23 protein-coding genes are annotated in these 22,581 nt (G+C 61.7%); 12 read left to right on the forward strand and 11 right to left on the reverse strand.

Annotated elements, in window-relative coordinates; all coding sequences use genetic code 11:
- Window positions 1-134 precede the first annotated feature (134 nt).
- Window positions 135-872, reverse strand: coding sequence for a GntR family transcriptional regulator (locus tag DXK50_RS09360; protein ID WP_212630124.1), 738 nt, complete (start codon window positions 870-872; stop codon window positions 135-137).
- Window positions 873-1,045: 173 nt separating this feature from the next.
- On the opposite strand from DXK50_RS09360, the gene DXK50_RS09365 reads away from it, so the two are divergent.
- Together DXK50_RS09365 and DXK50_RS09370 are read left to right on the forward strand one after the other, a co-directional pair.
- Window positions 1,046-1,867 (forward strand): amidohydrolase family protein, encoded by an 822-nt coding sequence (locus DXK50_RS09365; protein ID WP_212630125.1) that lies wholly within the window; start codon window positions 1,046-1,048, stop codon window positions 1,865-1,867.
- Between the two features lie 40 nt (window positions 1,868-1,907).
- Window positions 1,908-3,209 carry an SLC13 family permease gene (locus tag DXK50_RS09370; RefSeq protein ID WP_249186760.1) on the forward strand — a complete coding sequence of 434 codons (1,302 nt, stop codon included), beginning with the start codon at window positions 1,908-1,910 and terminating at the stop codon, window positions 3,207-3,209.
- 812 nt (window positions 3,210-4,021) lie between these two features.
- Here DXK50_RS09370 and DXK50_RS09375 read toward each other — a convergent pair.
- The 3 genes from DXK50_RS09375 to DXK50_RS09385 form a co-directional block, all read right to left on the reverse strand.
- Window positions 4,022-4,579 (reverse strand): COG3904 family protein, encoded by a 558-nt coding sequence (locus DXK50_RS09375; RefSeq protein ID WP_212630126.1) that lies wholly within the window; start codon window positions 4,577-4,579, stop codon window positions 4,022-4,024.
- A 65-nt stretch (window positions 4,580-4,644) separates the two neighbouring features.
- Window positions 4,645-5,844 (reverse strand): MFS transporter, encoded by a 1,200-nt coding sequence (locus DXK50_RS09380; RefSeq protein ID WP_212630127.1) that lies wholly within the window; start codon window positions 5,842-5,844, stop codon window positions 4,645-4,647.
- Between the two features lie 263 nt (window positions 5,845-6,107).
- On the reverse strand, window positions 6,108-7,031 hold the full coding sequence (locus DXK50_RS09385) for a LysR family transcriptional regulator (RefSeq protein ID WP_212630128.1): 924 nt from the start codon (window positions 7,029-7,031) through the stop codon (window positions 6,108-6,110).
- A gap of 291 nt (window positions 7,032-7,322) precedes the next feature.
- On the opposite strand from DXK50_RS09385, the gene DXK50_RS09390 reads away from it, so the two are divergent.
- Both DXK50_RS09390 and DXK50_RS09395 read left to right on the forward strand, forming a co-directional pair.
- The gene (locus DXK50_RS09390; protein WP_212630129.1) at window positions 7,323-8,372 is read left to right on the forward strand and encodes an SDR family oxidoreductase; all 1,050 of its coding nucleotides are present in this window, start codon (window positions 7,323-7,325) and stop codon (window positions 8,370-8,372) included.
- 42 nt (window positions 8,373-8,414) lie between these two features.
- A complete protein-coding gene (locus tag DXK50_RS09395) occupies window positions 8,415-9,725 on the forward strand; it encodes an NTP/NDP exchange transporter (RefSeq protein WP_212630130.1) in 1,311 nt (436 codons plus the stop codon).
- 44 nt (window positions 9,726-9,769) lie between these two features.
- Here DXK50_RS09395 and DXK50_RS09400 read toward each other — a convergent pair whose 3' ends face one another.
- Window positions 9,770-10,471 (reverse strand): glutathione S-transferase N-terminal domain-containing protein, encoded by a 702-nt coding sequence (locus DXK50_RS09400; RefSeq protein ID WP_212630131.1) that lies wholly within the window; start codon window positions 10,469-10,471, stop codon window positions 9,770-9,772.
- Window positions 10,472-10,647: 176 nt separating this feature from the next.
- Between DXK50_RS09400 and DXK50_RS09405 the strand changes: the two genes are divergently transcribed.
- On the forward strand, window positions 10,648-11,085 hold the full coding sequence (locus DXK50_RS09405) for an HIT family protein (protein ID WP_212630132.1): 438 nt from the start codon (window positions 10,648-10,650) through the stop codon (window positions 11,083-11,085).
- 53 nt (window positions 11,086-11,138) lie between these two features.
- Here DXK50_RS09405 and DXK50_RS09410 read toward each other — a convergent pair whose 3' ends face one another.
- Window positions 11,139-11,405: a DUF2790 domain-containing protein gene (locus DXK50_RS09410; protein ID WP_212630133.1), complete on the reverse strand. Its 267-nt coding sequence runs from the start codon at window positions 11,403-11,405 to the stop codon at window positions 11,139-11,141.
- A 186-nt stretch (window positions 11,406-11,591) separates the two neighbouring features.
- Between DXK50_RS09410 and DXK50_RS09415 the strand changes: the two genes are divergently transcribed.
- The 4 genes from DXK50_RS09415 (at window position 11,592) to DXK50_RS09430 (ending at window position 15,136) form a co-directional block, all read left to right on the forward strand.
- Entirely contained in the window at window positions 11,592-12,017 is a 426-nt protein-coding gene (locus DXK50_RS09415; protein ID WP_161866522.1) for a PQQ-binding-like beta-propeller repeat protein, read from the forward strand.
- 86 nt (window positions 12,018-12,103) lie between these two features.
- The gene (locus tag DXK50_RS09420) at window positions 12,104-13,387 is read left to right on the forward strand and encodes an FAD-dependent oxidoreductase (RefSeq protein ID WP_212630134.1); all 1,284 of its coding nucleotides are present in this window, start codon (window positions 12,104-12,106) and stop codon (window positions 13,385-13,387) included.
- A gap of 122 nt (window positions 13,388-13,509) precedes the next feature.
- A complete protein-coding gene (gene pnuC, locus DXK50_RS09425) occupies window positions 13,510-14,076 on the forward strand; it encodes a nicotinamide riboside transporter PnuC (protein ID WP_212630135.1) in 567 nt (188 codons plus the stop codon).
- A gap of 1 nt (window position 14,077) precedes the next feature.
- Window positions 14,078-15,136, forward strand: a complete 1,059-nt coding sequence (locus DXK50_RS09430; protein ID WP_212630136.1) for an AAA family ATPase — start codon at window positions 14,078-14,080, stop codon at window positions 15,134-15,136.
- Here DXK50_RS09430 and DXK50_RS09435 read toward each other — a convergent pair.
- Window positions 15,127-15,858 carry a substrate-binding periplasmic protein gene (locus DXK50_RS09435; protein ID WP_249186761.1) on the reverse strand — a complete coding sequence of 244 codons (732 nt, stop codon included), beginning with the start codon at window positions 15,856-15,858 and terminating at the stop codon, window positions 15,127-15,129. The genes DXK50_RS09430 and DXK50_RS09435 overlap by 10 nt on opposite strands.
- Before the next feature lie 5 nt (window positions 15,859-15,863).
- Window positions 15,864-17,474 (reverse strand): FMN-binding glutamate synthase family protein, encoded by a 1,611-nt coding sequence (locus DXK50_RS09440; protein WP_212630138.1) that lies wholly within the window; start codon window positions 17,472-17,474, stop codon window positions 15,864-15,866.
- 237 nt (window positions 17,475-17,711) lie between these two features.
- Between DXK50_RS09440 and DXK50_RS09445 the strand changes: the two genes are divergently transcribed.
- The 3 genes from DXK50_RS09445 to DXK50_RS09455 all read left to right on the forward strand — a co-directional run bounded on the left by DXK50_RS09445 (window position 17,712) and on the right by DXK50_RS09455 (window position 19,734).
- Window positions 17,712-18,833: a beta-ketoacyl-ACP synthase III gene (locus DXK50_RS09445; RefSeq protein WP_212630430.1), complete on the forward strand. Its 1,122-nt coding sequence runs from the start codon at window positions 17,712-17,714 to the stop codon at window positions 18,831-18,833.
- A 71-nt stretch (window positions 18,834-18,904) separates the two neighbouring features.
- Entirely contained in the window at window positions 18,905-19,507 is a 603-nt protein-coding gene (locus DXK50_RS09450) for an RNA polymerase sigma factor (RefSeq protein ID WP_212630139.1), read from the forward strand.
- Window positions 19,501-19,734 (forward strand): anti-sigma factor family protein, encoded by a 234-nt coding sequence (locus DXK50_RS09455; RefSeq protein WP_212630140.1) that lies wholly within the window; start codon window positions 19,501-19,503, stop codon window positions 19,732-19,734. Before DXK50_RS09450 ends, DXK50_RS09455 begins: the two co-directional genes overlap by 7 nt.
- Before the next feature lie 251 nt (window positions 19,735-19,985).
- On the opposite strand, the gene DXK50_RS09460 is transcribed toward DXK50_RS09455, so the two are convergent.
- From DXK50_RS09460 to DXK50_RS09470, 3 genes are all read right to left on the reverse strand, one after another.
- Window positions 19,986-20,264 (reverse strand): hypothetical protein, encoded by a 279-nt coding sequence (locus DXK50_RS09460; RefSeq protein WP_212630141.1) that lies wholly within the window; start codon window positions 20,262-20,264, stop codon window positions 19,986-19,988.
- A gap of 93 nt (window positions 20,265-20,357) precedes the next feature.
- Window positions 20,358-21,665, reverse strand: a complete 1,308-nt coding sequence (locus DXK50_RS09465; protein ID WP_212630142.1) for a hypothetical protein — start codon at window positions 21,663-21,665, stop codon at window positions 20,358-20,360.
- Window positions 21,666-21,786: 121 nt separating this feature from the next.
- The gene (locus DXK50_RS09470) at window positions 21,787-22,539 is read right to left on the reverse strand and encodes a hypothetical protein (RefSeq protein WP_212630143.1); all 753 of its coding nucleotides are present in this window, start codon (window positions 22,537-22,539) and stop codon (window positions 21,787-21,789) included.
- Window positions 22,540-22,581: the final 42 nt, after the last annotated feature.

Consider the following 22,581-nt stretch of genomic DNA (forward strand, 5'->3'; position numbering starts at 1 on the left):
ACTGCACACGCCCGGGTTTGCTCGTAATGCTGTTCACTTAAGGTTGCACAGGTTTGGCTCCCCTCTCCCATTTATGGGAGAGGGGTTGGGGGAGAGGGCCGCTCGGGCGTGTTGCATCTGGCGGACGGGAGGCGTTAGCTGATTTCCACCTGATAGCGGAAGTTTTCCGCTGCCGCGCGTGACAGGCGATATTCCAGCGGGGTGCGGTCATAGCCCAGTGCGGTTCGTTCGATCACCACGCTCGGGCTGGCTTCGGCGACATCGAGAATGGCCGCGAGCTCGGCGTCGGCGGCAGAAACCGTGAGGGTCTCCTTCGCCGAAGCGATGCGCTGGCCGCAGTGCTGCTCGTAAAAGGGATAGAGCAACTGCGGGAATTCATTCGGCGTGAGCTCCAGCAGCGCACCGAAACGCGAAGCGGGTAGCCAGATGCGCTCGTGGAACAGCGGACGGCCGTCGATCAGGCGCAGGCGTTGCAGGAAGACGCAGCGTTCGCCTTCAGCCAGTTGCAATGCCTGGCGTGCTGCCGCGTCCGCAGGCTCGAGGCGGCATTCGAGAATGCGGCTCTGCGGCACCTGCGACTGGCCGCTGGCGCTGACCTGACGGAAGAAGCGAAACAGCGATCCATCGAAGTTCGGCCGCCGCACGAAGGTGCCGCGGCCCTGGGCGCGCAGCAGCAGCCCCTCCGCAACCAGGGTTTCCACCGCCTTGCGCACCGTGCCCACGGCCACGCCGTACTGGCGGGTCAACTCCGCTTCGGTGGGGATGGCTTCACCGGGTAGCCATTCGCCTGCGGCAATCTTGCCCAGCATCTCGTCACGTAGCCGCTGATACAGCGGCAGGCGTTCATCCTGTCCCAATGCCGTGGTGCTCATAAACCTCAAATCCGCAATTCGACCGGCCGTCACTTTACCACCGGCGGGTGCGTTGACAGCACTGGAACTCTATCTATACAGTCATCTATTCATATATATGACTATATGTGCAGAAATGGCTGCCTCACGAGCGGCCCGAACAAGAACGACAGAGGTATTGCTTCGTGACGCCCATGCCTTATGTTGGTATCACCGGCATCGACACCCATGCCCACATATTCCGTCAGGACCTGCCCATGGTCCCGGGGCGCCGCTACAGCCCCAGCTACGACGCCACCGTGGAGCAGTACCTGGCTCACCTGGATGCCTGCGGCCTGTCTCATGGCGTGCTGATCCAGCCGAGCTTTCTCGGCACCGACAACCGCTACATGGTCGAGGCATTGCGGCGCTTTCCCGAGCGTTTGCGCGGCGTAGCGGTAGTCGAGGCGCAGATCAGCGATAGCGAACTGGACGAGTTGGCTGCCACCGGTGTGGTGGGCGTGCGTCTGAACCTGATCGGCAAGGTGCTGGAGGACTACACCGGGCCGGCCTGGAATGGCCTGTTCCGGCGCCTGGCGCAACGTGGCTGGCAGGTGGAGATCCAGCGCGGCTTCGGCGATCTGGCGCTGATCCTGCCGGCGATTCTCGAGTCCGGCGTCACCATGGTGATCGATCACTTTGGCCTGCCGGCGCCGAGCGTGCAGCTGGACGATGGCCAGTATGACGCCTTCTTCGATCTGCTCGGCCAGGCGCCGGTGTGGATCAAGCTGTCGGCAGCCTACCGCAGCCAGTCCGACCTGGCCCGAGCCCAGGCCATCGAGGCGCGCCTGCGCGAGGCCTGTGGCGGCATCGGCCGCTTCCTCTGGGGCAGCGACTGGCCCAACACCCAGTTCGAGTCGCAGACCCGCTACGATCAGCAGTTCGCGCTGCTCGAGGCCCTGCTGCCCAACCCCGAGGAGCGCCGTCGCGTTCTGGTGGACAACCCCGCAACCCTGTTCGGTATCGCCTCGGCGTAAGCGCCGCTCACATCAGAACAACAAAAGGAGTCAAATCATCATGATGAGCTTGCTCGTCGTCGTCGCGATCGTCCTCGCCGTCGCGCTGGGGTACACCACCAAGATCAACATCGGGCTGTTCGCCATTGCCTTCGCCTACCTGCTCGGCTGTTTCGGCATGGGCATGAGCCCGGGTGAGATCATCAACATGTGGCCGCTGAAGATCTTCTTCGTGATCTTCTCGGTCTGCCTGTTCTACAGCTTCGCCACCGTCAACGGCACCCTGGAAAAACTCGCCGGGCATCTGCTGTATCGCTGCCGTGGCGTGCCGCACCTGCTGCCCTATGCCATTTTGCTGACCTCGGGGGTGATCGCTGCCATGGGCGCCGGTTACTACACCGTACTGGCCTTCATGGCACCGCTGACCCTGCTGCTGTGCCAGCGTACCGGCATGAGCCTGATTCTCGGCGGCATGGCGGTGAACTACGGTGCGCTGGCCGGGGCCAACTTCGTCTCCAGCCAGAGCGGCATCATCTTCCGCGGCCTGATGACCGGCGCCGGCATGCCCGAGAGCGAAGCCTTTGTGAATGCCCTGGCGATCTTCGCCAGCACCGCGATCATCCCGGTGCTGGTGATTTCCGCCTTCGTTTTTCTCGGTGGCCATGGCCGCAACCTGAAGAACGCGGTACTCACCGCCGATCTGCCGGAAGCCTTCAATCGCGAGCAGAAACTGACCCTGCTGCTGACGCTGCTGATGATGGTGCTGGTACTCGCCGCGCCATTGGCGCTGCTGGCCTTCCCGGACAACGCCACGGTCAGGTTCGTCAACAGCAAGGTGGATATCGGCCTGATCGCCAGCGTGTTCTCGGTGATCGCACTGCTGCTCAAGCTCGGTGACGAGCGCAAGGCCATCGCCTCCGTGCCCTGGGCCACGCTGATCATGATCTGCGGCGTCGGCATGCTGATCTCGATCGCGATCAAGGCTGGCACCATCGATGCACTGGCGTCCTGGATCGGCGGCAACATCCCGCCGCTGATGGTTCCAGTGGCATTCGGTGTGGTGGCGGCCCTGATGTCGATCTTCGCCAGCACGCTGGGCGTGGTGACGCCGGCACTGTTCCCGATGGTCCTGCCACTGGCGGCTTCGATGTCGATCGATCCGATGATCATCTTCGTCGCCATCGTCGTCGGTGCGCAGGCCACCTCGATTTCGCCGTTCTCCTCGGGTGGCAGCCTGCTGCTGGGCTCGTGCACCGATGACAAGGCGCGCTCGACGCTGTTCTCGCAACTGCTGCTACGCGCCGCGCCCATCGGCTTCGTCGCCGCCATGCTGTTCAACCTGGCGCTGACCTTCCTGTTCTGATGGAAAAGGTTTTTCGCATAGTTTGGGGAGAGTGTGAGGTGACACTGGACTGGCAATAACGTGCTAGCTGTCGAGGACTTGGCACTCTCCATTAACACGGCGTCTGATCTGCTGGGTTTCGCCCCTTACGGGCGAGTCACTTTCTCTTGCTTGCCCAAGAGAAAGTAACCAAAGAGAAGGGCACCCCGTTCATCCGGCTCCGGCTGCGCCGGGGTTCCCTTGCTCCATCACCACTCCAGGGGCACGCCGTGAAGGGCCATCCCTGGCCCATCACGGCTCTCGCGACATCCATGTCGCTCAACCCCCTCCATGGCGATTCCGCTCGGCCTCCTGAAGGGGATTTGGGCGTCGTCTGTGAGATCGCGCTTCAAGAGCAAAAGCCAAACGCTACTGACTTGGATCTTCCGGAGATGTCGCAAGCTCGCGACCTGGTCCCCTTCAGGATGCCGAGTGGAGGTGTTGCGTAGGGGCGCGAGCCGCATGGATGCGGCGAGATACCGATGGCGGCCCCGCTTAAAGGGCCAAGGATGGCCCTTTAAGCGGGGCCCCGGAGCGGCGCCGGAGCGAGGAAACGCAGCGAAGCGGAGTAACAGCCGCAGGCTGGCCCGAAGGGTGAGCGCAGCGAATCAAGGTGTGGCGCCCGTAAGGGGCGCAACCCAAACGCTCAGCGCACGCGGTAACGGATAGTGCTGAGTCAGCAAGCTATATGCACGCAACTTGCCAGTCTGGTGTCATGCATATCCCGAGAATGCGAAGAACCTGAAAAACCGGCATCGCGTGATGCCGGGGCTCTATCCAGCAAGTCCGTATCGCTATTTCAGCCGATAACGCGCCAGTTCATCCGGGCCCAGCAGACGCAAGCGCCCTGGCTCTAGCTGATAGATGTCTTCCGCCAGACGCACCTCGACGCCCATGTCGCGCAAGTAATTGGCCGGGCTGAACGACTGGCGGCCGTGGGCAGTCTGCGCCAGTGCGGAGTCACCGGCGGCGAAGGGCGGCCGACGCAGAGCGACGTGGCCGTTGATGGTGCGCTTGGTGCCGGCGGCGAGCAGGTAGATGCAACTGCCCTGGCATATGCCACCTGAAGGCACCAGCGCCTCGAAGCCGGTTTCGCGCAGCAGGCGCCCCATGCGTATGGCTTCCGGAGCGCTGCCGCCGATGCTGTCGAGCAGCACGACCTTGCGCTTGTGCTTACCCGGATTGGCGCGCAAGCCAGCCAGCAGTTTCTCGTAGTCGCCTGGAACGATTTCTTCGGAAATCTTTGCCGCCAGCATGCCGGCATTGGCCTCGACCTCCACCTGTGCCTGGGCGGTCATAGCGGTGAACAGAGTGGTGGCGATCAGGGCGAAGCGTAAACGCTGGGCAATCATCGGCTGGGTTCGTCGGTGGCTCGGGAGGTAGAAGATACCTTGCCCGAGTCACCTCACGCACCTGTTCAGATTGCAGTGTTCCTTCGCTGTACCTGCCACGCCCAGCCGAACAGCAGCAGGCCGCCGATTGCGGTAGCGGCGCCAATATAGCCGGTCACCGTCCAGCTCATGCCGGCGCTGATGGCCAGGCCGCCGAGCCAGGGGCCGAGGGCGTTGGCGAGGTTGAACGCGGCGTGGTTGGAAGCGGCCGCCAGCGTCTGCGCGCCGGTGGCGACATCCATCAGGTGGGTCTGCAGTGCCGGGCCGAGGGCGATCATGGTGCCGATGGCGAAGATCGCCGGCAGGATGGTCCACAGGCTGTGCGCGGCAAAGGGGAAGACCAGCAGCACCAAGGTGCTCCAGGCCAGGATCCAGGCCACGGCCCGCAGGCGCAGGCGGTCGAACAGCCAGCCGCCGGCGCTGTTGCCGACGATGCAGCCGGCGCCGAACACGGCCATGGCCAGGGGAATCCAGCCGGGGCCGACCTGGGTGACGTGCAGCAGTGTGGGCGCCATGTAGCTGAACACGCAGAACATCCCGGCGAAACCGATCGAACCGATGCCCAGGGCCAGCCAGATCGGCGCACGGTTGAAGGCGCGCAGCTCGCCCTTGGGGCTGCTGCGCTGCTCGTTGGGGTCTGCAGGCAGGAAGATCGCCACCATGACGATGGTGGTGATGGCGATGATGCCGACCAGGGCGAAGGCGTAGCGCCAGCTCATGAACTGGCCTAGCCAGGTGGCCAGCGGGTTACCGATCAGGATGGCCACGGTCAGGCCGGCCAGCACCCGGCTCACCGCCTTGGCGCGTTTATGCGGAGGCGCCATGGACGCGGCCACCAGCATGGCGATACCGAAGTAGGCGCCATGTGGCAGGCCGGCGATGAAGCGGAACATCAGCAGCGGCTCGTAGCCCGGCGCCAGGGCGCTGGCGAAGTTGCCGAGGGCGAAGCAGCCCATCAGCAGCAGGAGCAGGATGCGCCGCGGCAGGCGTGCTCCGAGCAGGGCCAGCAGTGGTGCGCCGACCACCACGCCGAGGGCGTAGGCGCTGATCACGTGACCGACCTGCGGTTCGCTGACGCCAAGGTCGGCGGCGACGTTGGGCATCAGGCCCATGATGGCGAACTCGCCGGTGCCGATGGCGAAGCCGCCGAGGGCCAGGGCGAGTTGAATGAGAAGGATCGCGCCCGGCGACAGATGCGTCGCAGCGCTGGGGGAAGGCGTGCTCATGAGTGACCTGGAAGGGAGAAGGCAAGCGCGCAATTATAATCTCCGAGTGCCGTGCTTGGGTATTGGCCGCCGCTCTATATCGTAATACTGCTCACTTAAGGTGTTCGCGCTTGGCTCCCCTCTCCCATTTATGGGAGAGGGGCTGGGGGAGAGGGCTGAAAACACCGCAAAACTGCCAGTTTTCCCCTCTCCCTAACCCTCTCCCCGGAGGGGCGAGGGGACTGATCGCGTTTGACCGTTTCTTATGTGAACAGCATTACGCTCTATATCGGGCTTTGAGACGAATGGTCGGCGTCGTTCAAGGCTTTCACATAGTCGACGAAGGCGCGCAGCGGCGCCGGCACGTTGCGCCTGCTGTGGTAGTACAGGTAAGGCCCCTCGAAGTGCTGCCACCAGTCATGCAGGATGGGTTGCAGCTGGCCGCTGGCGAGATGCGCCGCGATGTACTCCTCGAAGGTGTAGAGAATGCCGTGGCCGGCGCAGGCCGCGGCGATCAGCAGGTCCTGCGATGAGCTGACCAACCTGCCCTCCGGGGCGATGCGCAAGGTACGTCCATCTCGCTCGAACTCCCAGACACCCAGCTTGCCGCTGGCGAAGCGGTAACCGAGCAGGCGGTGCTCGTTCAGTTCGCCGGGATGTTGTGGTGTGCCGTGGCGCTGCAGATAGCTGGGCGCGGCGACTGCCATGAAGCACTGCCGGCGCGGCCCGATGGGGACGGCGATCATGTCCTTGGCCAGACTTTCCTCGTAACGGATGCCGGCGTCGTAACCGGCGCCGATCACGTCGATGAAGGTGTTGTCCATGTTCACCTCCAGCGCGATGCCGGGGTAACGCGCGAGAAAACCATCCAGCAGCTGCGGCAGGATGTGCCGGGCGATTACGCCAGGCACATGCAGGCGCAGCGAGCCGACCGGATGCTGCGGGTCTTCCTGCAGGTCGTTGAGTGCTGTGTTGATCTCGTCCAGCGCCGGGCGCAGGCGCTCCAGCAGTCGCGCACCGATTTCCGTCGGCGTCAGGCCGCGGGTGGTGCGGTTGAGCAGGCGCACGCCCAGCTCCTTTTCCAGGCGGCGTATGCAATCGCTGAGTGACGAGGCTGAGGTGCCGCGGCGCTGCGCTGCGGCACGAAAACCACCGGCCTCGACCACGGCAGCGAACAGGGCGATATCGGACAGGTTCGGTTGGCGCATGAGCGTCGGCTGGGAAATGGCGAAGGTCCGATAATGCGGCGCAGCGCCCGCTTTGCCAATCCTGACACGGTGCTGGGTGGCAAGCGTGGGAGCAGCTTCAGCCGCGATTCAGCGTAGCCGGATTGCATCCGGGCTGCGGTTCGCGCCCTTGAAACCCCCGGTAACTGTACGCCTGGCCGTATACCCTGTTCGGTCGTGACCGGCTTATCGAACAGTCTTTCTGCTCGCACCCTATGTCCTGCGCCGTTGCCTGATTTGGCGCATCGAGCTAACGCATAGGAGGAAGCTGCAATGAGCAGAAGAAACGAAGCGCGGCAGGGCCATACGCGCCGTGATGCACTGAAGCTGTTCGGCATGCTGGGCGGCAGTCTTGCCCTGCAAGGGGGGCTGGGCGGCATACCGAGGTTCGCCTGGGCCGACACCGCAACGGGCTGGCAGGCGACGGACATGCCGCCTTTGACCGGCAAGCGCATGCTGGTCACCGGTGGCACCAGCGGTATGGGCTTCGAGGATGCTCTGGCCCTGAGCGGGGCCGGTGCGCAGGTGATCATCGCCGCGCGTAATGCGCAGCGTGGCGCCGAAAGCATCGAACGTATTCGTGCCCAGGTGCCGGATGCGCGGGTGCGTTTCGAACAATTGGACCTGGCCGACCAGGCCTCGGTGCGCCGCCTGGCTCAGCGCCTGAATGCCGAGGGCGAGGTGCTGGACGTGCTGATCAACAATGCCGCGATCATGGCGCCGCCACAACGCGGCGTGTCTCGCGACGGTTTCGAGATGCAGCTGGCGACCAACTTTCTCGGCCATTTCGCCCTGACCGGTTTGCTCATGCCGTCGCTGCGCAAGTCATCCGATCCGCGCGTGGTGACGCTGGCGAGCATCGCGGTCAATCGTGGTCGGATCAATTTCGATGACCTGCAGTCCGAGCGCAGCTACGACCCCTATGCGGCTTACGCCCAGTCGAAGCTGGCCTGTCTGATGATGGCCTTCGAGCTGCAGCGGCGCAGCCTGGCCAACGACTGGGGCGTGCGCAGCGTCGCCGCGCATCCTGGCGTGGCCGTCACCGAACTGGTCGAGCGCGGTCCTGGACTGGAAAGCGAGTTCGCCCGCCAGTGGGCGAAGGATCGCGAGGTCTACCACTCGGCGGCGCAGGGGGCGCTGTCGTCACTGTTCGCGGCGACGGCGGCTGAAGCCGAGGGTGGGCGCTACTACGGGCCGATCGGCGAAGAGGAAAAACGCGGCCCTCTGGGGCTGGCCAAGGTACCGCCTGCCGCGGCGGATGCCGCTGATGCGGCGCGCCTGTGGTCGGTGGCCGAGCGCCTGACGGGCGTGAAATACGGCTGAATCTTGGCGCGCCTCGAGGCGCGCTCCTTCGAGGAATTTGCCATGTCATCTTCAACGATGGCGCAGCGCGTGGCCGTGGCCATCAACGCGCAGCGCAACGAGCTGTGGCCGGCGCTGGCCGGTTTCACCCTGTTCTTCTGCCTGTTCTCGGGCTACTTCATGCTGCGGCCGATCCGCGAAGCCATGGGCATCGTCTCCGGCGTGGAGAACCTGCAGTGGCTGTTCACCGCCACCTTCGTGGTGATGCTGATCGCAGTGCCGTTGTTTGCCTGGCTGAGTTCGCGGGTGCCGCGGCTCCATTTCATCGACTGGGTGTATGGCTTCTTCACCCTGAACCTGGCGTTGTTCGCCCTGTTGTTCTTCAGTGCGGATGAAAGCGTGTGGCTGGCGCGCAGCTTCTATGTGTGGATTTCGGTCTATAACCTGTTCGTCGTCTCGGTGGCATGGAGCCTGATGGCCGACGTGTTCGACAGCGAACAGGCCAAGCGGCTGTTCGCCTTCATCGCCGCCGGTGCCAGTGTCGGCGGCCTGGTCGGCCCGGCGCTGAGTGCGTTGCTGGTGAGCACGCTGGGGCAGAGTGGTCTGATTTTGCTGGCCGCGGTGTTGCTGGCCGTAGCGCTGTCACTGAAGCAGGTGCTGATGCGCTGGCGCGAGGAGGGTGGCGCGGGACGGGCCGGCGCCGTGCAGGCGGAAAGTCCGCGGCGTCCGGTACCGGGCAATCCGTTCAGCGGTCTGATGCGCGTGCTGTCTTCGCCCTACCTGTTTGGTATTGCCGGTTTCGTCATCCTGTTGGCCACGGCCAGCACCTTTCTTTACTTCGAGCAGGCCCGCCTGGTGGCCGAGCTGTTTCCGGATCGCGCCGCGCAGGTGCGGGTGTTCGGGGTGATCGATTTCGTGGTGCAGGCCGGCGCGCTGATTTCCCAGTTGTTCATCACCGGGCGCATCGCGCGACGCCTGGGGGTGCGCGTGCTGTTGGCCTGTGTGCCGCTATTGGTATGCGTCGGCTTCATCGGTTTGGCCTTGATGCCGACCTTCGCCATGCTGGCAGCGCTGATGATCGTACGGCGCATCGGCGAATACGCCTTCGTGCGACCGGGGCGGGAGATGCTCTTCGCGCCGCTGGATGCCGAGAGCAAATACAAGGCGAAGAACTTCATCGACACCGTGGTCTACCGCGCCGGCGATGCGATGAGTGGCTGGCTCAAGAGCCTGCTGGACATGCTCGCACAAGGCGCCTGGCTGGTGGCGCTGGTGGGCGCGGCCAGCGCGGCGCTGTGGGGGTTGCTCGGCTGGTATCTGGGGACCCAGGCGGACCGCAAGGCCGCCGAGCGGCAGGAACTGGTGGTTACATAGAGCGGAATTTTGCAGGAGCCGCAGGCACGGCTCCTGCAAACGCGTCAGCTGCGCGCGGGGATGTTCAGGCCGCGCTGCACGGCCGGGCGCGCGAGGAAGGCGTCGAGCACGCGGCGCACGTTGCCGAAGCGTTCGAACTGCACCAGATCGCCGGCCTTGTAGAAGTCCACCAGGCAGCGCACCCAGGGGAACACGGCGATATCGGCAATGCTGTACTCGCCGGCGATCCAGCTACGGCCCTCCAGGTGTTGGTCGAGCACACCGAGCAGGCGAGCGGATTCGGCGACGTAGCGATCACGCGGGCGCTTGTCCTCGTACTCGGCACCGGCGAACTTATGGAAGAAGCCGAGCTGACCGAACATCGGGCCTAGACCGCCCATCTGCCACATCAGCCATTGAATCGTCTCGTAGCGGGCTGCGGCGTCCTGCGGCAGCAACTTGCCGGTCTTCTCTGCCAGGTAAATCAGGATCGCCCCGGACTCGAACAGCGGCAGCGGGTGGCCATTCGGCCCGTCGGGATCGAGGATCGCGGGAATCTTGTTGTTCGGCGCCAGTGAAAGGAACTCGGGGCTGAACTGGTCGTTGCTGTCGAAGCTGACCAGGTGCGCCTCATAGGGCAGGCCGATTTCTTCCAGCATGATCGAGACCTTGACACCGTTGGGCGTGGGCAGCGAGTAGAGCTGCAGGCGCTCGGGATGCTGCGCGGGCCATTTGCGGGTGATGTGAAAGGGGCTGAGGTCGGTCATGTGGTTTCCATATCCAGTGGGCCTTGGGAACGGCGATCAAAACACGAGTGGCGGCAGTGACGGAAATCGATGCGCCTGCTAATAGTCATCGACTCGGGCGATCCTGCCTGGTTCCCTGTGTGCGAACGAGGCGGTATGGTGCGGGTTTTCATCCACCCGGCACGGAGCCCATCGGCATGAGCCTGCACGGTACCTACGACTCCCAGAACATCTTCGCCCAGATCATTCGTGGCGACCTGCCTTGCTACAAACTCTACGAGGACGACGATGTACTGGCGTTCCTCGATCTGTTCCCGCAATCCAGGGGCCACAGTCTGGTCATTCCCAAACGCGCTGCCGCGCGCAATATCCTGGAAATCGACGACGCCAGCCTGGCCAAGGTCATGGCCGTGGTGAAGAAGGTCACCCAGGCGGTGGTCGACGAACTGCAGCCGGCTGGCGTGCAGGTGGCGCAGTTCAACGGCGCGCCTGCCGGGCAGACGGTGTTCCATATTCACATGCACGTGATCCCGCGCTTCGAGGGTGAAGGCCTGGGCATTCATGCGGCCAACAAGGCCGATCCGGCCGAGCTGGAGGCGCTGCAGGCGCGTCTGGTCAAACGTCTGCAAGGCTGAAGCAGCATCGCCCCGGACGAGTGTCTCGTCCGGGGCAGCAGGCCGGCGGTGGCTTAGCCGTTCTGGCTGCTCAGCCCGCCCCATTCCATGAAGCGCACGGCGTGCACTTCACCCAGGCTGTCGCGGTAGACCAGAACGCTCGGTACCACACCGCTCTTGCGGCTGTTGTCGGTGCGTTGCAGGACCTGGTCGATATCCAGCTGCATGCCGTACTGGTATTCATGTACTTCGACCTTGGGAGTGGCAGGTGCTTTCTCGCTGGCGATGGCCAAGGGGGCCAGAACGGCGAGGAGGGTGGTGTTGAAGGCTGCGAATTTCATCTTGTGTCTCTCCGATATGTGGGCGCCTGGAAGGTTTGGCGCTGAGTTCGAGAGAAATGAAAACACCGCGCTCTTCATTGCAGAAATCGATGCTTTTGCTAGCGAAGATCGCTGTCATCGATACCTTGCCCACAGACGTGCCAAGCTCAATACTCAAGCGGCACTCATCTGCCCATGGAGGGCTTCATGCGTTCGATCCTCATCGCTCTACCCCTGATGCTGCTGGCCGGCTGCTCGTCGTTTCGAGGTGATCCTGAAGACATCAAACCCGTGCCGGAGGACCGTCTGCTGGCCTTCCAGGAGGCGCAGGAGAATGGTGCGCAGATCGTGGTCAATCGCGATTTCGGCATGATGGGGGGCGGCTGCTACGTAGCCATCGAGGTGGATCGCAAGGTCGCCGCGCGCATCGGCGTCGGTGAGGTCGCAACCTTCCAGGTGCGTCCCGGCACACGCGTGGTCGGCATCACGCCGGATCGCATGGACGACACCCTGTGCGGCATGGGCCGCCTGCTGCGCGAAGTGGCGGTGCCGGTGAAAAGCGGGGAAATCCAGCACCTGCGCATCGTCAGCCAGAACAAGGGCGGCTTCGATATACGCCCCGACAAGCCTTGATGACCGCGCTGGCGCTGTGCGGGCGGTCATACCGCCAGTGATGCCAGACGGTTAGTATTCCCTGCAGCCAATCAGGGAGCACGAACGTGAATGGATTGCCGATCGCCATAGTCGGGGCGGGCACAGCTGGTCTCGCCACCGCCATATTCCTTGCCCGTCAGGGCTATGCGGTGCAGCTGCTGGAGCGGGTCGAACGACTGCAGCCGGTGGGCGCCGGCATCCTGCTGCAGCCTTCCGGCCTGGCGGTACTGCAGCGCCTTGGTCTGCTCGCCGAATGCACCGCGTTGGGTGCGCCGGTCAGCCGACTGTATGGCACCAGTTGCCTGGGGCGGGTGATCCTCGATACCCGCTATCACGACTGGCAGCCCGGCAGCTTTGGCCTGGGTATTCACCGCGGCGTGCTGATGACGGCGCTGCTCAATGCGGCGCAGCGCATTGGCGTGCAGGTGCAAACCGCGGTGACTGTAAGCCGTTTCGAACAGGGCAGCGGCCATGTCCGTTTGCTGCGTCAGGACGAAGAAGGTGTTGAGCGACCCCTGGGGGATTTCGCCGCGCTGATCCTGGCCGATGGCACCCGTTCGACGCTGCGCGCGCAGATGCAGGTGCGCCAGTGGTCGCGGCCCTATCCCTGGGGCGCCTTATGGAGCATGTTGCCGACTGCGACGTCGGCCGAAACCGGCGAGCTGCGTCAGTGGTATCGCGGCTGTCGGGAAATGTTCGGGCTGATGCCCACCGGTTGCACCCATCAGGCACGCGAACGCTCGCTCACCAGCCTGTTCTGGAGCCTGCCGCTCAGTGAACACGAGACGTGGCGAACGAGTGGCCTGGAGGCCTGGAAAACCCGTGTGCGCGCCCTGGCTGGCGAAGCGGCGCAGGCCTATCTGCAACAGATCATCGATCCCGCACAGCTGACGCTGGCGGCTTATGCCGATGTGCGCATGCAGCGCTGGCACGATGGCCGCGTCCTGGCCATCGGCGATTGCGCCCACGCCATGAGTCCGCAATTGGGACAGGGCGCCAACATGGCGCTGGTCGATGCCGCCGCGCTCGCTGATACGCTCGGCAACGCGGGCGACGAGGCCCAGCATGCAATCGACTGGAACGCCATCTTCGCTCGTTACGGTGATGCTCGCCGTGACCACCTGCGTTACTACCGCCAGGCGAGTCGGCTGCTGACGCCCTTGTTCCAGTCCAACAGCCATACCCTGGCCGTGCTGCGCGATATCGCCCTGACGCTCGCCCGGCACAACCGCTTCGGCCGCCAGCATGCGGTCAGCACCCTGGTCGGTGCGCGCAGCGGCTGGTTGTGGTCCGGCGCGCAGAAGCGCGAACTGCATGCCTGGACGGGGGAGCGGGAGGCGTGGGAATAACAGGCCCCGTCCAACTGCACTGCAGGCCGCGCAGCGCCCCGTGACTCAGAGCCAGCCACTCCTTGTTCCGCGCGTCGCGTGATAGGCTGCGCGGCTGATTTCATGTCCATAGGGATGCGTGCATGCCGTCGTCGCTGGAGATTTTCGCCAACCTTTTTTACCTGGTTTCGGTGCTGCTGGCGGCGCGCAATTCTGCGCATACCTGGGCTGTCGGGCTGGTCGGTTGCGCGCTGTTCGGCTGGCTGTTCTTCAGCGTGCAGCTATATGCGGATGTGACCTTGCAGGGCTTCTTCATCCTGACCAGCCTGATCGGCTGGTGGGGCTGGTTGCGTGGGCGCGGCGGCGAACCCATGTCCATCACCCGTACGGCCTGGCCGGGATTGACCCTGGCGCTTGGTTTGGCGGTGCTGGTGGCGCTGGCCTACGGGGCCTTGCTGCATCATTTCAGCGACGCCTACGCGCCCTTTATCGATTCCCTGGTGCTGACCTTCAGCGTGCTGGCGCAATTGCTGCTGATGCGCCGCAAGCTGGAGACCTGGTACGGCTGGCTGCTGGTCAACACCCTGGCAGTGCCGCTGTTCGCCTCGCGCGAGCTGTACCTGACCGCCTTCATCTACCTGCTGTTCTGGTGCAATGCCTGGTACGGCCTGTATTGCTGGCGGCGTGAACTGAAAGCGCAGGCGGCCTGAGATGAGCAAGCGATTCGCCCATGGTCTGGTGGTGGGCAAGTTCGCGCCGCTGCATCTGGGGCACGAATGGCTGATCCGCCAGGCGCAAGAGCAGTGCGAGCAACTGGTGCTGCTCAGCTGGGCCTACCCGGAGCTTGCCGGTTGCGAGCCTGAGCGGCGGACGAACTGGTTGCAGGTGCGGTTTCCCGAGTTGCGCAGTTGGGTGGTCACGCCCGAGTGGGTCGCCCAGCAGCGTGCAGGCGGCCTGGCGCTGCCGGACCTTCCTTACGGATCCGACCCCGATGTCGTACAGCGCCAGTTCGTTGCCGAGTTCTGTCTGGCGGTGCTTGGCCATCCGGTGGACGCGGTCTTTACCAGCGAGACCTATGGCGATGGGTTCGCCGCGCATTTGAGCAGGTGTTTCGGGCGGCCGGTGGAGCATGTCGAGATCGACCGCGCACGCAATCAGGTTCCGGTGTCCGGTACGCGACTGCGCGCCGATATTCACGGCCTGCGCCAGTACCTGGCACCGCAGGTCTACGGTGATTTCGTCGAGCGCATCGCCCTGCTCGGCGGCGAGTCCACCGGCAAGAGCAGCCTGGCCCTGGCGCTGGCCGAGACGCTGGGCACGCGGCATGCCGCCGAATATGGCCGCGAACTGTGGGAAGAGCAGGGCGGTGTGCTGGCCTATGAAGATCTGCTGCGTATTGGCCGCACCCAGGTCAACCGGGAGCAGAGCCTGGCCGGGCAGTGCCAGCGTTATCTGGTGTGCGACACCACGCCGTTGACCACGCTGTTCTACTGTCGCGAGATGTTCGGCCGTGCCGAGCCCGAGCTGGAGCGCCTGGCCGAGCGGCATTACCAGCATCTGTTTTTGTGCGCCGACGACTTCCCCTTCGTGCAGGACGGCACACGTCAGGACGAGACCTTTCGCCGCCGACAGAACCAGTGGTACGAGCAGGAGTTGCAACGGCGCGGATGGGCCTTCACGCGCCTGACGGGGTCGCCGAAACAGCGTATCGAACAGGTGCTGTGGCACCTGGAAGGCGCCCGGCGAGCTAGTCCCGTATTTCAGCGATAGCGGGAAAGAATGGCCTCGAACTCGCCATCCTCTTTCATCTGGATCAGGGCCCTTAGCAGCGCCTGGGTGGGCACGTCCGGCGCATCGCGCACGAGGCAGGAAAGCGCATCGGCGCTGAACTCTCCCAGTGCGCGCAGGCGTTTGTTCGCCGGCAGGTCGCGGTTGAACCAGGCCAGGGCCAGCTCGTTGCTGACTGCGTAGCGATAGCGTCCGGCTTCCAGCTTCTCCAGTACCAGCTCTTGCGTGCGGGCGTCTTCGCGCTGCAGCTGGCCGCTGGCGAACAGCGGGTCCAGGCGCGGGTAGCTGTAGCCCAGCACGGTACCCAGGCGCTGGCCCGGCAGTTGCGCGAGGCTGATGTCGGCTTCGTCGTGACGGCCGACGATCAAGTCGCGCTGCACCATGAATGGTACGCTCCAGATGTATTGATGGTGCGTTTCGCTTAGCCAGCCCGGGTTGACGTAGCAGCGCACGTCGATCTCACCCCTGGCCATCAGGCGCTGTACGCGCAGACGCGGCAACACCAGCAGTTCGGCGCGGCGCCCGACCTTCTGCGCCAGACGTGTCTGCAGGTCGTAGAGCACGCCGGACGTGGCACGACCATCCTCGATGAGGATCATCGGCATGGGCCAGCCCTCGGTTACCGAGAAGCGCAGCGGGCGTTGTTCCTGCGCGCTGGCAATGGCGCTCAGCGAAACCAGCAAAGCGAAAAGCAGCAGACGCATGCGCATCAGGCCGCTGCGGGATCGAAACTGTCAGCACGGGCCATGCGCCACATGCGCTCGTAGAACTCCCCCTCGATCTGGCCGCCGAGCAGTTCGCCCGGTGCGAGGAACACATGCTGCTGGGCGAACAGCTTGATCTCGGTAGCCGACATGCGCTGCACCAGGTGCTTGGCATCGATCTGCGAGGGGTGGTCCAAGCCGGCGGCGGCGAGCATCTCGGCCAGCGCCTTGAGCGTGTTGCGGTGGAAGTTGTAGACGCGCTGAGCCTTGTCCTCGACCACCAGGGCGCGCTGGCGCAGCGGGTCCTGCGTCGCCACGCCGGTGGGGCATTTGTTGGTATGGCAGCTTTGGCTCTGGATGCAGCCGATGGCGAACATGAAGCCGCGGGCCGAGTTGGCCCAATCGGCGCCGATGGCCAGCACACGGGCGATGTCGAAGGCGCTGACGATCTTGCCGCTGGCGCCGAGCCTGATCTTGTCGCGCAGGTTGCTGCCGACCAGGGTGTTGTGTACGAACAGCAGGCCCTCGCGCAGCGGTACGCCGAGGTGGTCGGTGAATTCCAGCGGCGCCGCGCCGGTGCCGCCTTCCTTGCCGTCGACGACGATGAAGTCGGGCAGGATGCCGGTCTCCAGCATGGCCTTGACGATGCCCATGAATTCCCAGGGATGGCCCAGGCAGAACTTGAAGCCCACCGGCTTGCCGCCGGACAGCTCGCGCAGCTGGGCGATGAACTGCAGCAGCTCGATGGGCGTAGAGAAGGCGCTATGGCGCGAGGGCGAGATGCAATCCTCACCCATGGGCACGCCGCGGGTGTTGGCAATTTCCTCGGTGACCTTGTGCTTGGGCAGGATGCCGCCATGGCCCGGCTTGGCGCCCTGGCTGAGCTTGATCTCGATCATCTTCACCTGTGGGCTGGCCGCCTGGACGGCGAAACGCTCGGGGTCGAAGCGGCCGTCCGAGGCGTGGCAGCCGAAATAGCCGCTGCCCAGCTCCCAGACCAGATCGCCGCCGTGCTCGCGGTGGTAGGGGCTGATGCTGCCTTCACCGGTGTCGTGATAGAACTCGCCGAGCTTGGCGCCCTGGTTCAGCGCGCGGATGGCGTTGGCGCTGAGCGAGCCGAAGCTCATCGCCGAGATGTTGAACAGCGACGCCGAGTACGGCTGGCTGCATTGTGGCCCGCCGATCTCCACACGAAAGCTGCAGGGGTCGGTCAGCGGTGCCGGGCGCATGGAATGGCTGATGAACTCGAAGCCGTTCTGGTACACGTCGCTCAGGGTGCCGAAGGGCTTGTCCGAGCCTTCGTTCTTGGCGCGGGCGTAGACCAGCGAACGCTGCGCGCGGGAGAACGGCAGCTGCTCGGCATCGCCTTCGAGCAGATACTGGCGAATCTCCGGGCGGATGCCTTCGACCAGGTAACGGATATTGCCTAGGATCGGGTAGTTGCGCCTGACTGCATGGCGCGTCTGCAGCAGATCGCCGATGCCGATCAGGCTGAGCACGCCAGCTAGCAGGGTGAGCGGCCACAGCCATTGATGAGCGAGGAAGGGCAGGCTGGCCAGGGTGAACAGCACGCAGAAGGCAAAGAATGCATAGCGGCTGAGCAGGGAAAGATTCATTCAAGCTCCAGATGGGCAATTCGAGATGAGACTTTAGACCAAACGGCTATATCGGGTCATGTTCTGTCCGTCTAGACACTCTCAAGGGCTGAGGACGAACCCCATCGCCCTGTGGCACACTCAGTGGCCCGGAGCCAACCATCGCAAGAGCTTGGCCCATGTCCCCCGATTTTTGGCCAGCGCGATTGTCGCCGGCCTACTGCCTGAGGCCGCCAGCGGCCAAGAAGAGGAATGAGCGTGCATAACGTCGTGATCAGTGGTACCGGCCTCTACACCCCGGCCAACAGCATTTCCAACGACGAGCTGGTGGCATCCTTCAATGCCTATGTACAGCAGTTCAACGCCGACAACGCCGAGGCCATCGCCCGTGGCGAGATCGAGGCGCTGAGCGAATCCAGCACGGCCTTCATCGAAAAGGCGTCGGGCATCAAGAGCCGCTTCGTCATCGACAAGGACGGCATTCTCGACCCGCAGCGCATGGTGCCGCGTATCCCTGAGCGCTCCAACGACGAGTGGGGCATCCTCTGCCAGATGGCTGTCGCAGCCGCCCACCAGGCGCTGGAGCGCGCCGGCAAGACCGTCGCCGATATCGACGGGGTGATCGTCGCCTGCTCGAACCTGCAGCGCGCCTATCCGGCGGTAGCCATCGAAGTGCAGGCCGCGCTGGGCATCGACGGCTGGGGCTACGACATGAACGTGGCCTGCTCCTCGGCCACCTTCGGCATCCAGGCCGCGACTACCGCGATCCAGACCGGCCAGGCCCGCGCCATTCTGATGGTCAACCCGGAAATCTGCACCGGCCACCTCAACTTCCGTGACCGCGACAGCCACTTCATCTTCGGCGACGCCGCCACCGCGGTGATCATCGAGCGCGCCGACCAGGCCACCTCCAAGCACCAGTTCGATGTGGTCGGCACCAAGCTGCTGACCCAGTTCTCCAACAACATCCGCAACAACTTCGGCTTCCTCAACCGCGCCGCGGAAGAGGGCATTGGCGCGCGCGACAAGCTGTTCGTGCAGGAAGGCCGCAAGGTATTCAAGGACGTCTGCCCGATGGTCGCCGAGCTGATCGCCGCACACCTGGCGGAAAACCAGCTCAACGTCGCAGATGTGAAGCGCTTCTGGCTGCACCAGGCCAACCTCAACATGAACCTGCTGATCGCCCGCAAACTGCTGGGCCGCGACGCCGAGCCGCACGAGGCACCGGTGATTCTCGATACCTACGCCAACACCAGTTCGGCCGGTTCGGTGATCGCCCTGCACAAGCATCAGGACGACCTGCCCGCCGGTAGCCTGGGTGTTCTAAGCTCCTTTGGTGCCGGTTATTCCATCGGCAGTGTAATTTTGCGCAAGCGTTGAACTCTCTGTAGGAATGCCTGACGTGCACGGGGCGTTCGGCTTCGTGCGCAGGCCTGACCTACGGGAGTTCCATGTTCGATTCCGATCTCTTGGGGCGCCTGCTCGCCGGCGAGCAGAAGGCCTACCGCGAGCTGGTGGCTCGCTATCAGGGTGCGATGCGGGCGGTGGCCTACGCCATCGTCGGCAGCCGCCATGCCGATGAGGTGGTGCAGGATGCCTGGTTCGCCGTGGTGCGCAACCTGGCAGGCTTTCAAGGCCGCGCCAGCCTCAAGACCTGGCTGCTGACCATCACCGCCAACACCGCCAAGACCCGACTCAAGCACAACCGCCGCGAGGTGCTGCTCGACGACCTGCCCGCACCCCATGGCACGGTCGGCGACCAGCGTTTCGCCGATGACGGCCACTGGCTGCTGGCGCCGCATGCCTGGCATCAGGACAGCCCCGAAGCCCTGCTCACCGAAGACGAACTGCGCCAGTGCCTGGAGCACACCCTGGCCAGCCTGTCCGAGTTGCAGGCCAGCGTGCTGGTGCTGCGCGAACGCCAGGGCCTGGAGCTGGAGGCGATCTGTAATCTTCTCGACATCTCCCTCTCCAATGCCCGTGTGCTGCTGCACCGGGCACGCCTGAAAGTCTTCGCCACCCTGGAACATTTCGAGGAGACAGGCCAATGCTGACCTGCAAGGAATTGGTCGCTCACTCCAGCGATTATCTCGACGGCCAACTGACGCTACGCCAGCGCCTGGCCGTACGCGCGCACCTGGCCATGTGCGGCAACTGCCGGCGTTTTATCCGCCAGATGAAACTGACCCAGGCGGTGATCCGGCAGATGCCGGAGGGTGAGTTGCCCGAACTCGACGCCCTGGCCGAGCGCCTGGCGCAGACGCGGCGTAACCAGGGTTGAACCGTGATCCGAGGGTGTTGTTGGTTTTTCGGATGTCTATCTTTGGAGGAGGCGAGTCCAGCAGCGGAACAGGGCCGATAACAATGCAGATTCCCGTGATCGGTTTAACGCTTGGCCTCCGCTGCGCGAATTACAGAATGGCCATGGCGGTAGCTTCCGCAACAGGCTGGATATACGAATGCAACCGCGCTGACGACAAGTGCAAAAGCGAGGCCTTGCTCACTACTTGTAGGGAGATTCCATATACGATGTTAGCCTTTGGCCGAATCATATAACTTGCGAGCCCTGATTTTTTCACCGCACCAAGGGCAGTTATGGATTGGCAGGCCGTCAGAACGGAATAACTCACCGTTAGCCATCAAGGGCATGATATAGAATTGATTGAATTTCTCGTCAGTAAAGTTGCTAACAAAAACAAACTGTTCGTCTACGGCATCTTTGAGCATGCTGCAGCACTTTGGCTCAATTTCCCATTTGAAGTGCCCTCCAACGTGGTCATGGTTCATTCCGAGCTTATTATTGGAACTCATGTCTTGCTCCTTAGGGCTAACGTCTAAGCTCAGTCGCGCCGGTTTTTGGCGTCGGCTGGAGTGCCTTGTTAGCTTCTTTGTCATTATGCATGATCAGATTGACGTGCTCGCTGCAATTAACACTTGTTGTGAAATGTACTGCATGAGTTCTATATCATTATGGAGTTGTTCGGCTTCTTTAGAAAATGGTAGTAATAATTCGATTTCTCCACTGCGGCTGTCTGCCTTTGTATGAACAATCTTGCACCTGATGTCGTATATTCTGTCAGCTACGTCATTTCTAAGGTCAATTGTGGGGTTTGCTATGGGCAATTTATGATCAGTGAGTCCTTTGGTTTTTGATGAGAAAAAATCTTTTCTCAATTCTGTCTCTGTTACAAATTCACGCAAAGAATCAGGATCTACACATTCAGTAATTGTCGCTCGCAGTTGTGAGCGCTCATCACCAAGACTTCCTGCACGGCCAAGTTGAATGGCACTTAATATTTTCCCTACGTCAGCATCACGATCGCTACGAAATGTTGGGTTCTTCAAAATAGACCGAATTTTTCTTCTCGCCTCTGCTTGGTAATATGTCGGAAAGTAGAATTCTACCACTTGATAAAATGCCAAGAATTGCAATAAGGGCATCCCAATGGCACTCCTCGCATACCAATAAAGTGATATTGGAGCATCATCATATTCATTTTTCGGATACTGAAAATCTTCTATGGTCAGGTTTTGCTTCTTTTTACCCACGGGTCTAATGTAACGCCTTTGTCTTAGAAGCGCTAAAGGAACTCCAGACACGAGCTCTATTTGAAAGAATAATGAGTTCGCCATTTTCTCAAGTAATGACTGTGCTTGATCATGTTGAGTTACTCCCGTATTGCTTAGCTTAATGCTAAGGCGGCGCATTTGAGATGGGCCACTCATTGCTCGCAAAGCGTCAGAGGCAGGCCCAAGCACAATGCTTGGGCCCCTATTACCAGCATCTGGCTGTAATTCTATACTGAAGTTATCTTCTCTTAGCTCTTCATCATCGAACATGTCACCGAATAAACGACGATATACGCTGCGCGAGCTAAATTGACCAAGAGGACGTACTGATGCCTCTATTTCATTTTCAGAATAAGAACAAATTGCGCTGTATCCTGCTAAAAAATTATACTTCTCAAAAGGGATGTTTAATATTTTCTTAACATCATCATAGTCCCATAAGGTAATAGTTCGTTTGTCTCGCGCACAAGGGAAAGAAAGTTCTAATGCGGCTTCATTGTCTTCAAGACCATCAGTCTCTCGAATTTCAATGCCTGCCTTATCGCATCGCTTACGCAGTTCAGTTTTAGTTGCTTCATATTTTTCAGGGTCGATATGCTCTTCCCAATCTTTATCGTCATATGTAATTTCTTCGTCTGACATGTTCTCTTTGATTTCCTATATATTGAAGCTAACGCCCGCAGTACGGGCAAATTTGGAACGCATCGTAAAGTTTGTCCCAGTGCCTGTAATTGTTAGAACTGGATTCCGAGATTACGCTCCTTCACAACCCTTTCCAAAATTTCCTTTCTCTCGGCTTTATAGTCAAGAGTTGAATCGATTTCTGCAATATACCGCGATCCGATATAGTGCCATTTAGTGAGTTTCCCAGACTGGTCAACGTGCCAGTCACCAATGACATACTGAGGTGAGGCACAGAATGTGACAAGAATACGAGAGAAGCGGCATACATACTCTGCAAGAGATCATTAAGCTTGGCCAGGTCATCCTTCGATACTTTTCCCACTATACGCCCATCATCTACTCTATTCTGGCGGTATTCTATGGACTTGGGTGTGACGTGAACAAAACTAGAAGCGGCTCCATAAAGACGACCCACTTCCTCTAGGAAATCAGGTTTCGTATCGTCTTTTAGATAAGATAAATTAATGCGTCTCATCGGAGATATGCTTGGCGCCTTTATTTCTCGATCAAACTCCGTCAGCTTTTCTTCGATAGTGCTGAAATAGCTCTCGCTTTGTATAAAGGAAACTTTGATAGACAATTCCAGCAGGTATCTGCTTTCTCGTATAGAGGGAGTGTGAATTCCAACTAGCACATGGGAGAGGACACCAAGCAACGTCTCTAGAATATCCTGATGGAGAAATGACAAGAGATGATTTTTCGTGAAATTCGAATCTCTTGCTGTGTCCAGCATGCAGAACTGTAGCCATTGCACAAACCCCAGAACTATTTTTTGAGTTCGCTCGTACTCCGTCTTGAGGTCATCTGGTACTTCTGAAGATTTATTGATCATAGGGAATTTCTAACGATTAAGCTAAAGGGCGGGCTTCAGTCC

The sequence above is a fragment of the Pseudomonas sp. KB-10 genome (assembly GCF_018221585.1).
Taxonomy (GTDB): Bacteria; Pseudomonadota; Gammaproteobacteria; order Pseudomonadales; family Pseudomonadaceae; genus Aquipseudomonas; species Aquipseudomonas yangonensis.

Bases quoted from the DNA above. Each gene is read 5' to 3' on its own strand.
- DXK50_RS09360 (WP_212630124.1), bottom strand. From the start codon at position 872: ATGAGCACCACGGCATTGGGACAGGATGAACGCCTGCCGCTGTATCAG.
- DXK50_RS09365 (WP_212630125.1), top strand. From the start codon at position 1,046: ATGCCTTATGTTGGTATCACCGGCATCGACACCCATGCCCACATATTC.
- DXK50_RS09370 (WP_249186760.1), top strand. From the start codon at position 1,908: ATGATGAGCTTGCTCGTCGTCGTCGCGATCGTCCTCGCCGTCGCGCTG.
- DXK50_RS09375 (WP_212630126.1), bottom strand. From the start codon at position 4,579: ATGATTGCCCAGCGTTTACGCTTCGCCCTGATCGCCACCACTCTGTTC.
- DXK50_RS09380 (WP_212630127.1), bottom strand. From the start codon at position 5,844: ATGAGCACGCCTTCCCCCAGCGCTGCGACGCATCTGTCGCCGGGCGCG.
- DXK50_RS09385 (WP_212630128.1), bottom strand. From the start codon at position 7,031: ATGCGCCAACCGAACCTGTCCGATATCGCCCTGTTCGCTGCCGTGGTC.
- DXK50_RS09390 (WP_212630129.1), top strand. From the start codon at position 7,323: ATGAGCAGAAGAAACGAAGCGCGGCAGGGCCATACGCGCCGTGATGCA.
- DXK50_RS09395 (WP_212630130.1), top strand. From the start codon at position 8,415: ATGTCATCTTCAACGATGGCGCAGCGCGTGGCCGTGGCCATCAACGCG.
- DXK50_RS09400 (WP_212630131.1), bottom strand. From the start codon at position 10,471: ATGACCGACCTCAGCCCCTTTCACATCACCCGCAAATGGCCCGCGCAG.
- DXK50_RS09405 (WP_212630132.1), top strand. From the start codon at position 10,648: ATGAGCCTGCACGGTACCTACGACTCCCAGAACATCTTCGCCCAGATC.
- DXK50_RS09410 (WP_212630133.1), bottom strand. From the start codon at position 11,405: ATGAAATTCGCAGCCTTCAACACCACCCTCCTCGCCGTTCTGGCCCCC.
- DXK50_RS09415 (WP_161866522.1), top strand. From the start codon at position 11,592: ATGCGTTCGATCCTCATCGCTCTACCCCTGATGCTGCTGGCCGGCTGC.
- pnuC (WP_212630135.1), top strand. From the start codon at position 13,510: ATGCCGTCGTCGCTGGAGATTTTCGCCAACCTTTTTTACCTGGTTTCG.
- DXK50_RS09430 (WP_212630136.1), top strand. From the start codon at position 14,078: ATGAGCAAGCGATTCGCCCATGGTCTGGTGGTGGGCAAGTTCGCGCCG.
- DXK50_RS09435 (WP_249186761.1), bottom strand. From the start codon at position 15,858: ATGCGTCTGCTGCTTTTCGCTTTGCTGGTTTCGCTGAGCGCCATTGCC.
- DXK50_RS09440 (WP_212630138.1), bottom strand. From the start codon at position 17,474: ATGAATCTTTCCCTGCTCAGCCGCTATGCATTCTTTGCCTTCTGCGTG.
- DXK50_RS09450 (WP_212630139.1), top strand. From the start codon at position 18,905: ATGTTCGATTCCGATCTCTTGGGGCGCCTGCTCGCCGGCGAGCAGAAG.
- DXK50_RS09455 (WP_212630140.1), top strand. From the start codon at position 19,501: ATGCTGACCTGCAAGGAATTGGTCGCTCACTCCAGCGATTATCTCGAC.
- DXK50_RS09460 (WP_212630141.1), bottom strand. From the start codon at position 20,264: ATGAGTTCCAATAATAAGCTCGGAATGAACCATGACCACGTTGGAGGG.
- DXK50_RS09465 (WP_212630142.1), bottom strand. From the start codon at position 21,665: ATGTCAGACGAAGAAATTACATATGACGATAAAGATTGGGAAGAGCAT.
- DXK50_RS09470 (WP_212630143.1), bottom strand. From the start codon at position 22,539: ATGATCAATAAATCTTCAGAAGTACCAGATGACCTCAAGACGGAGTAC.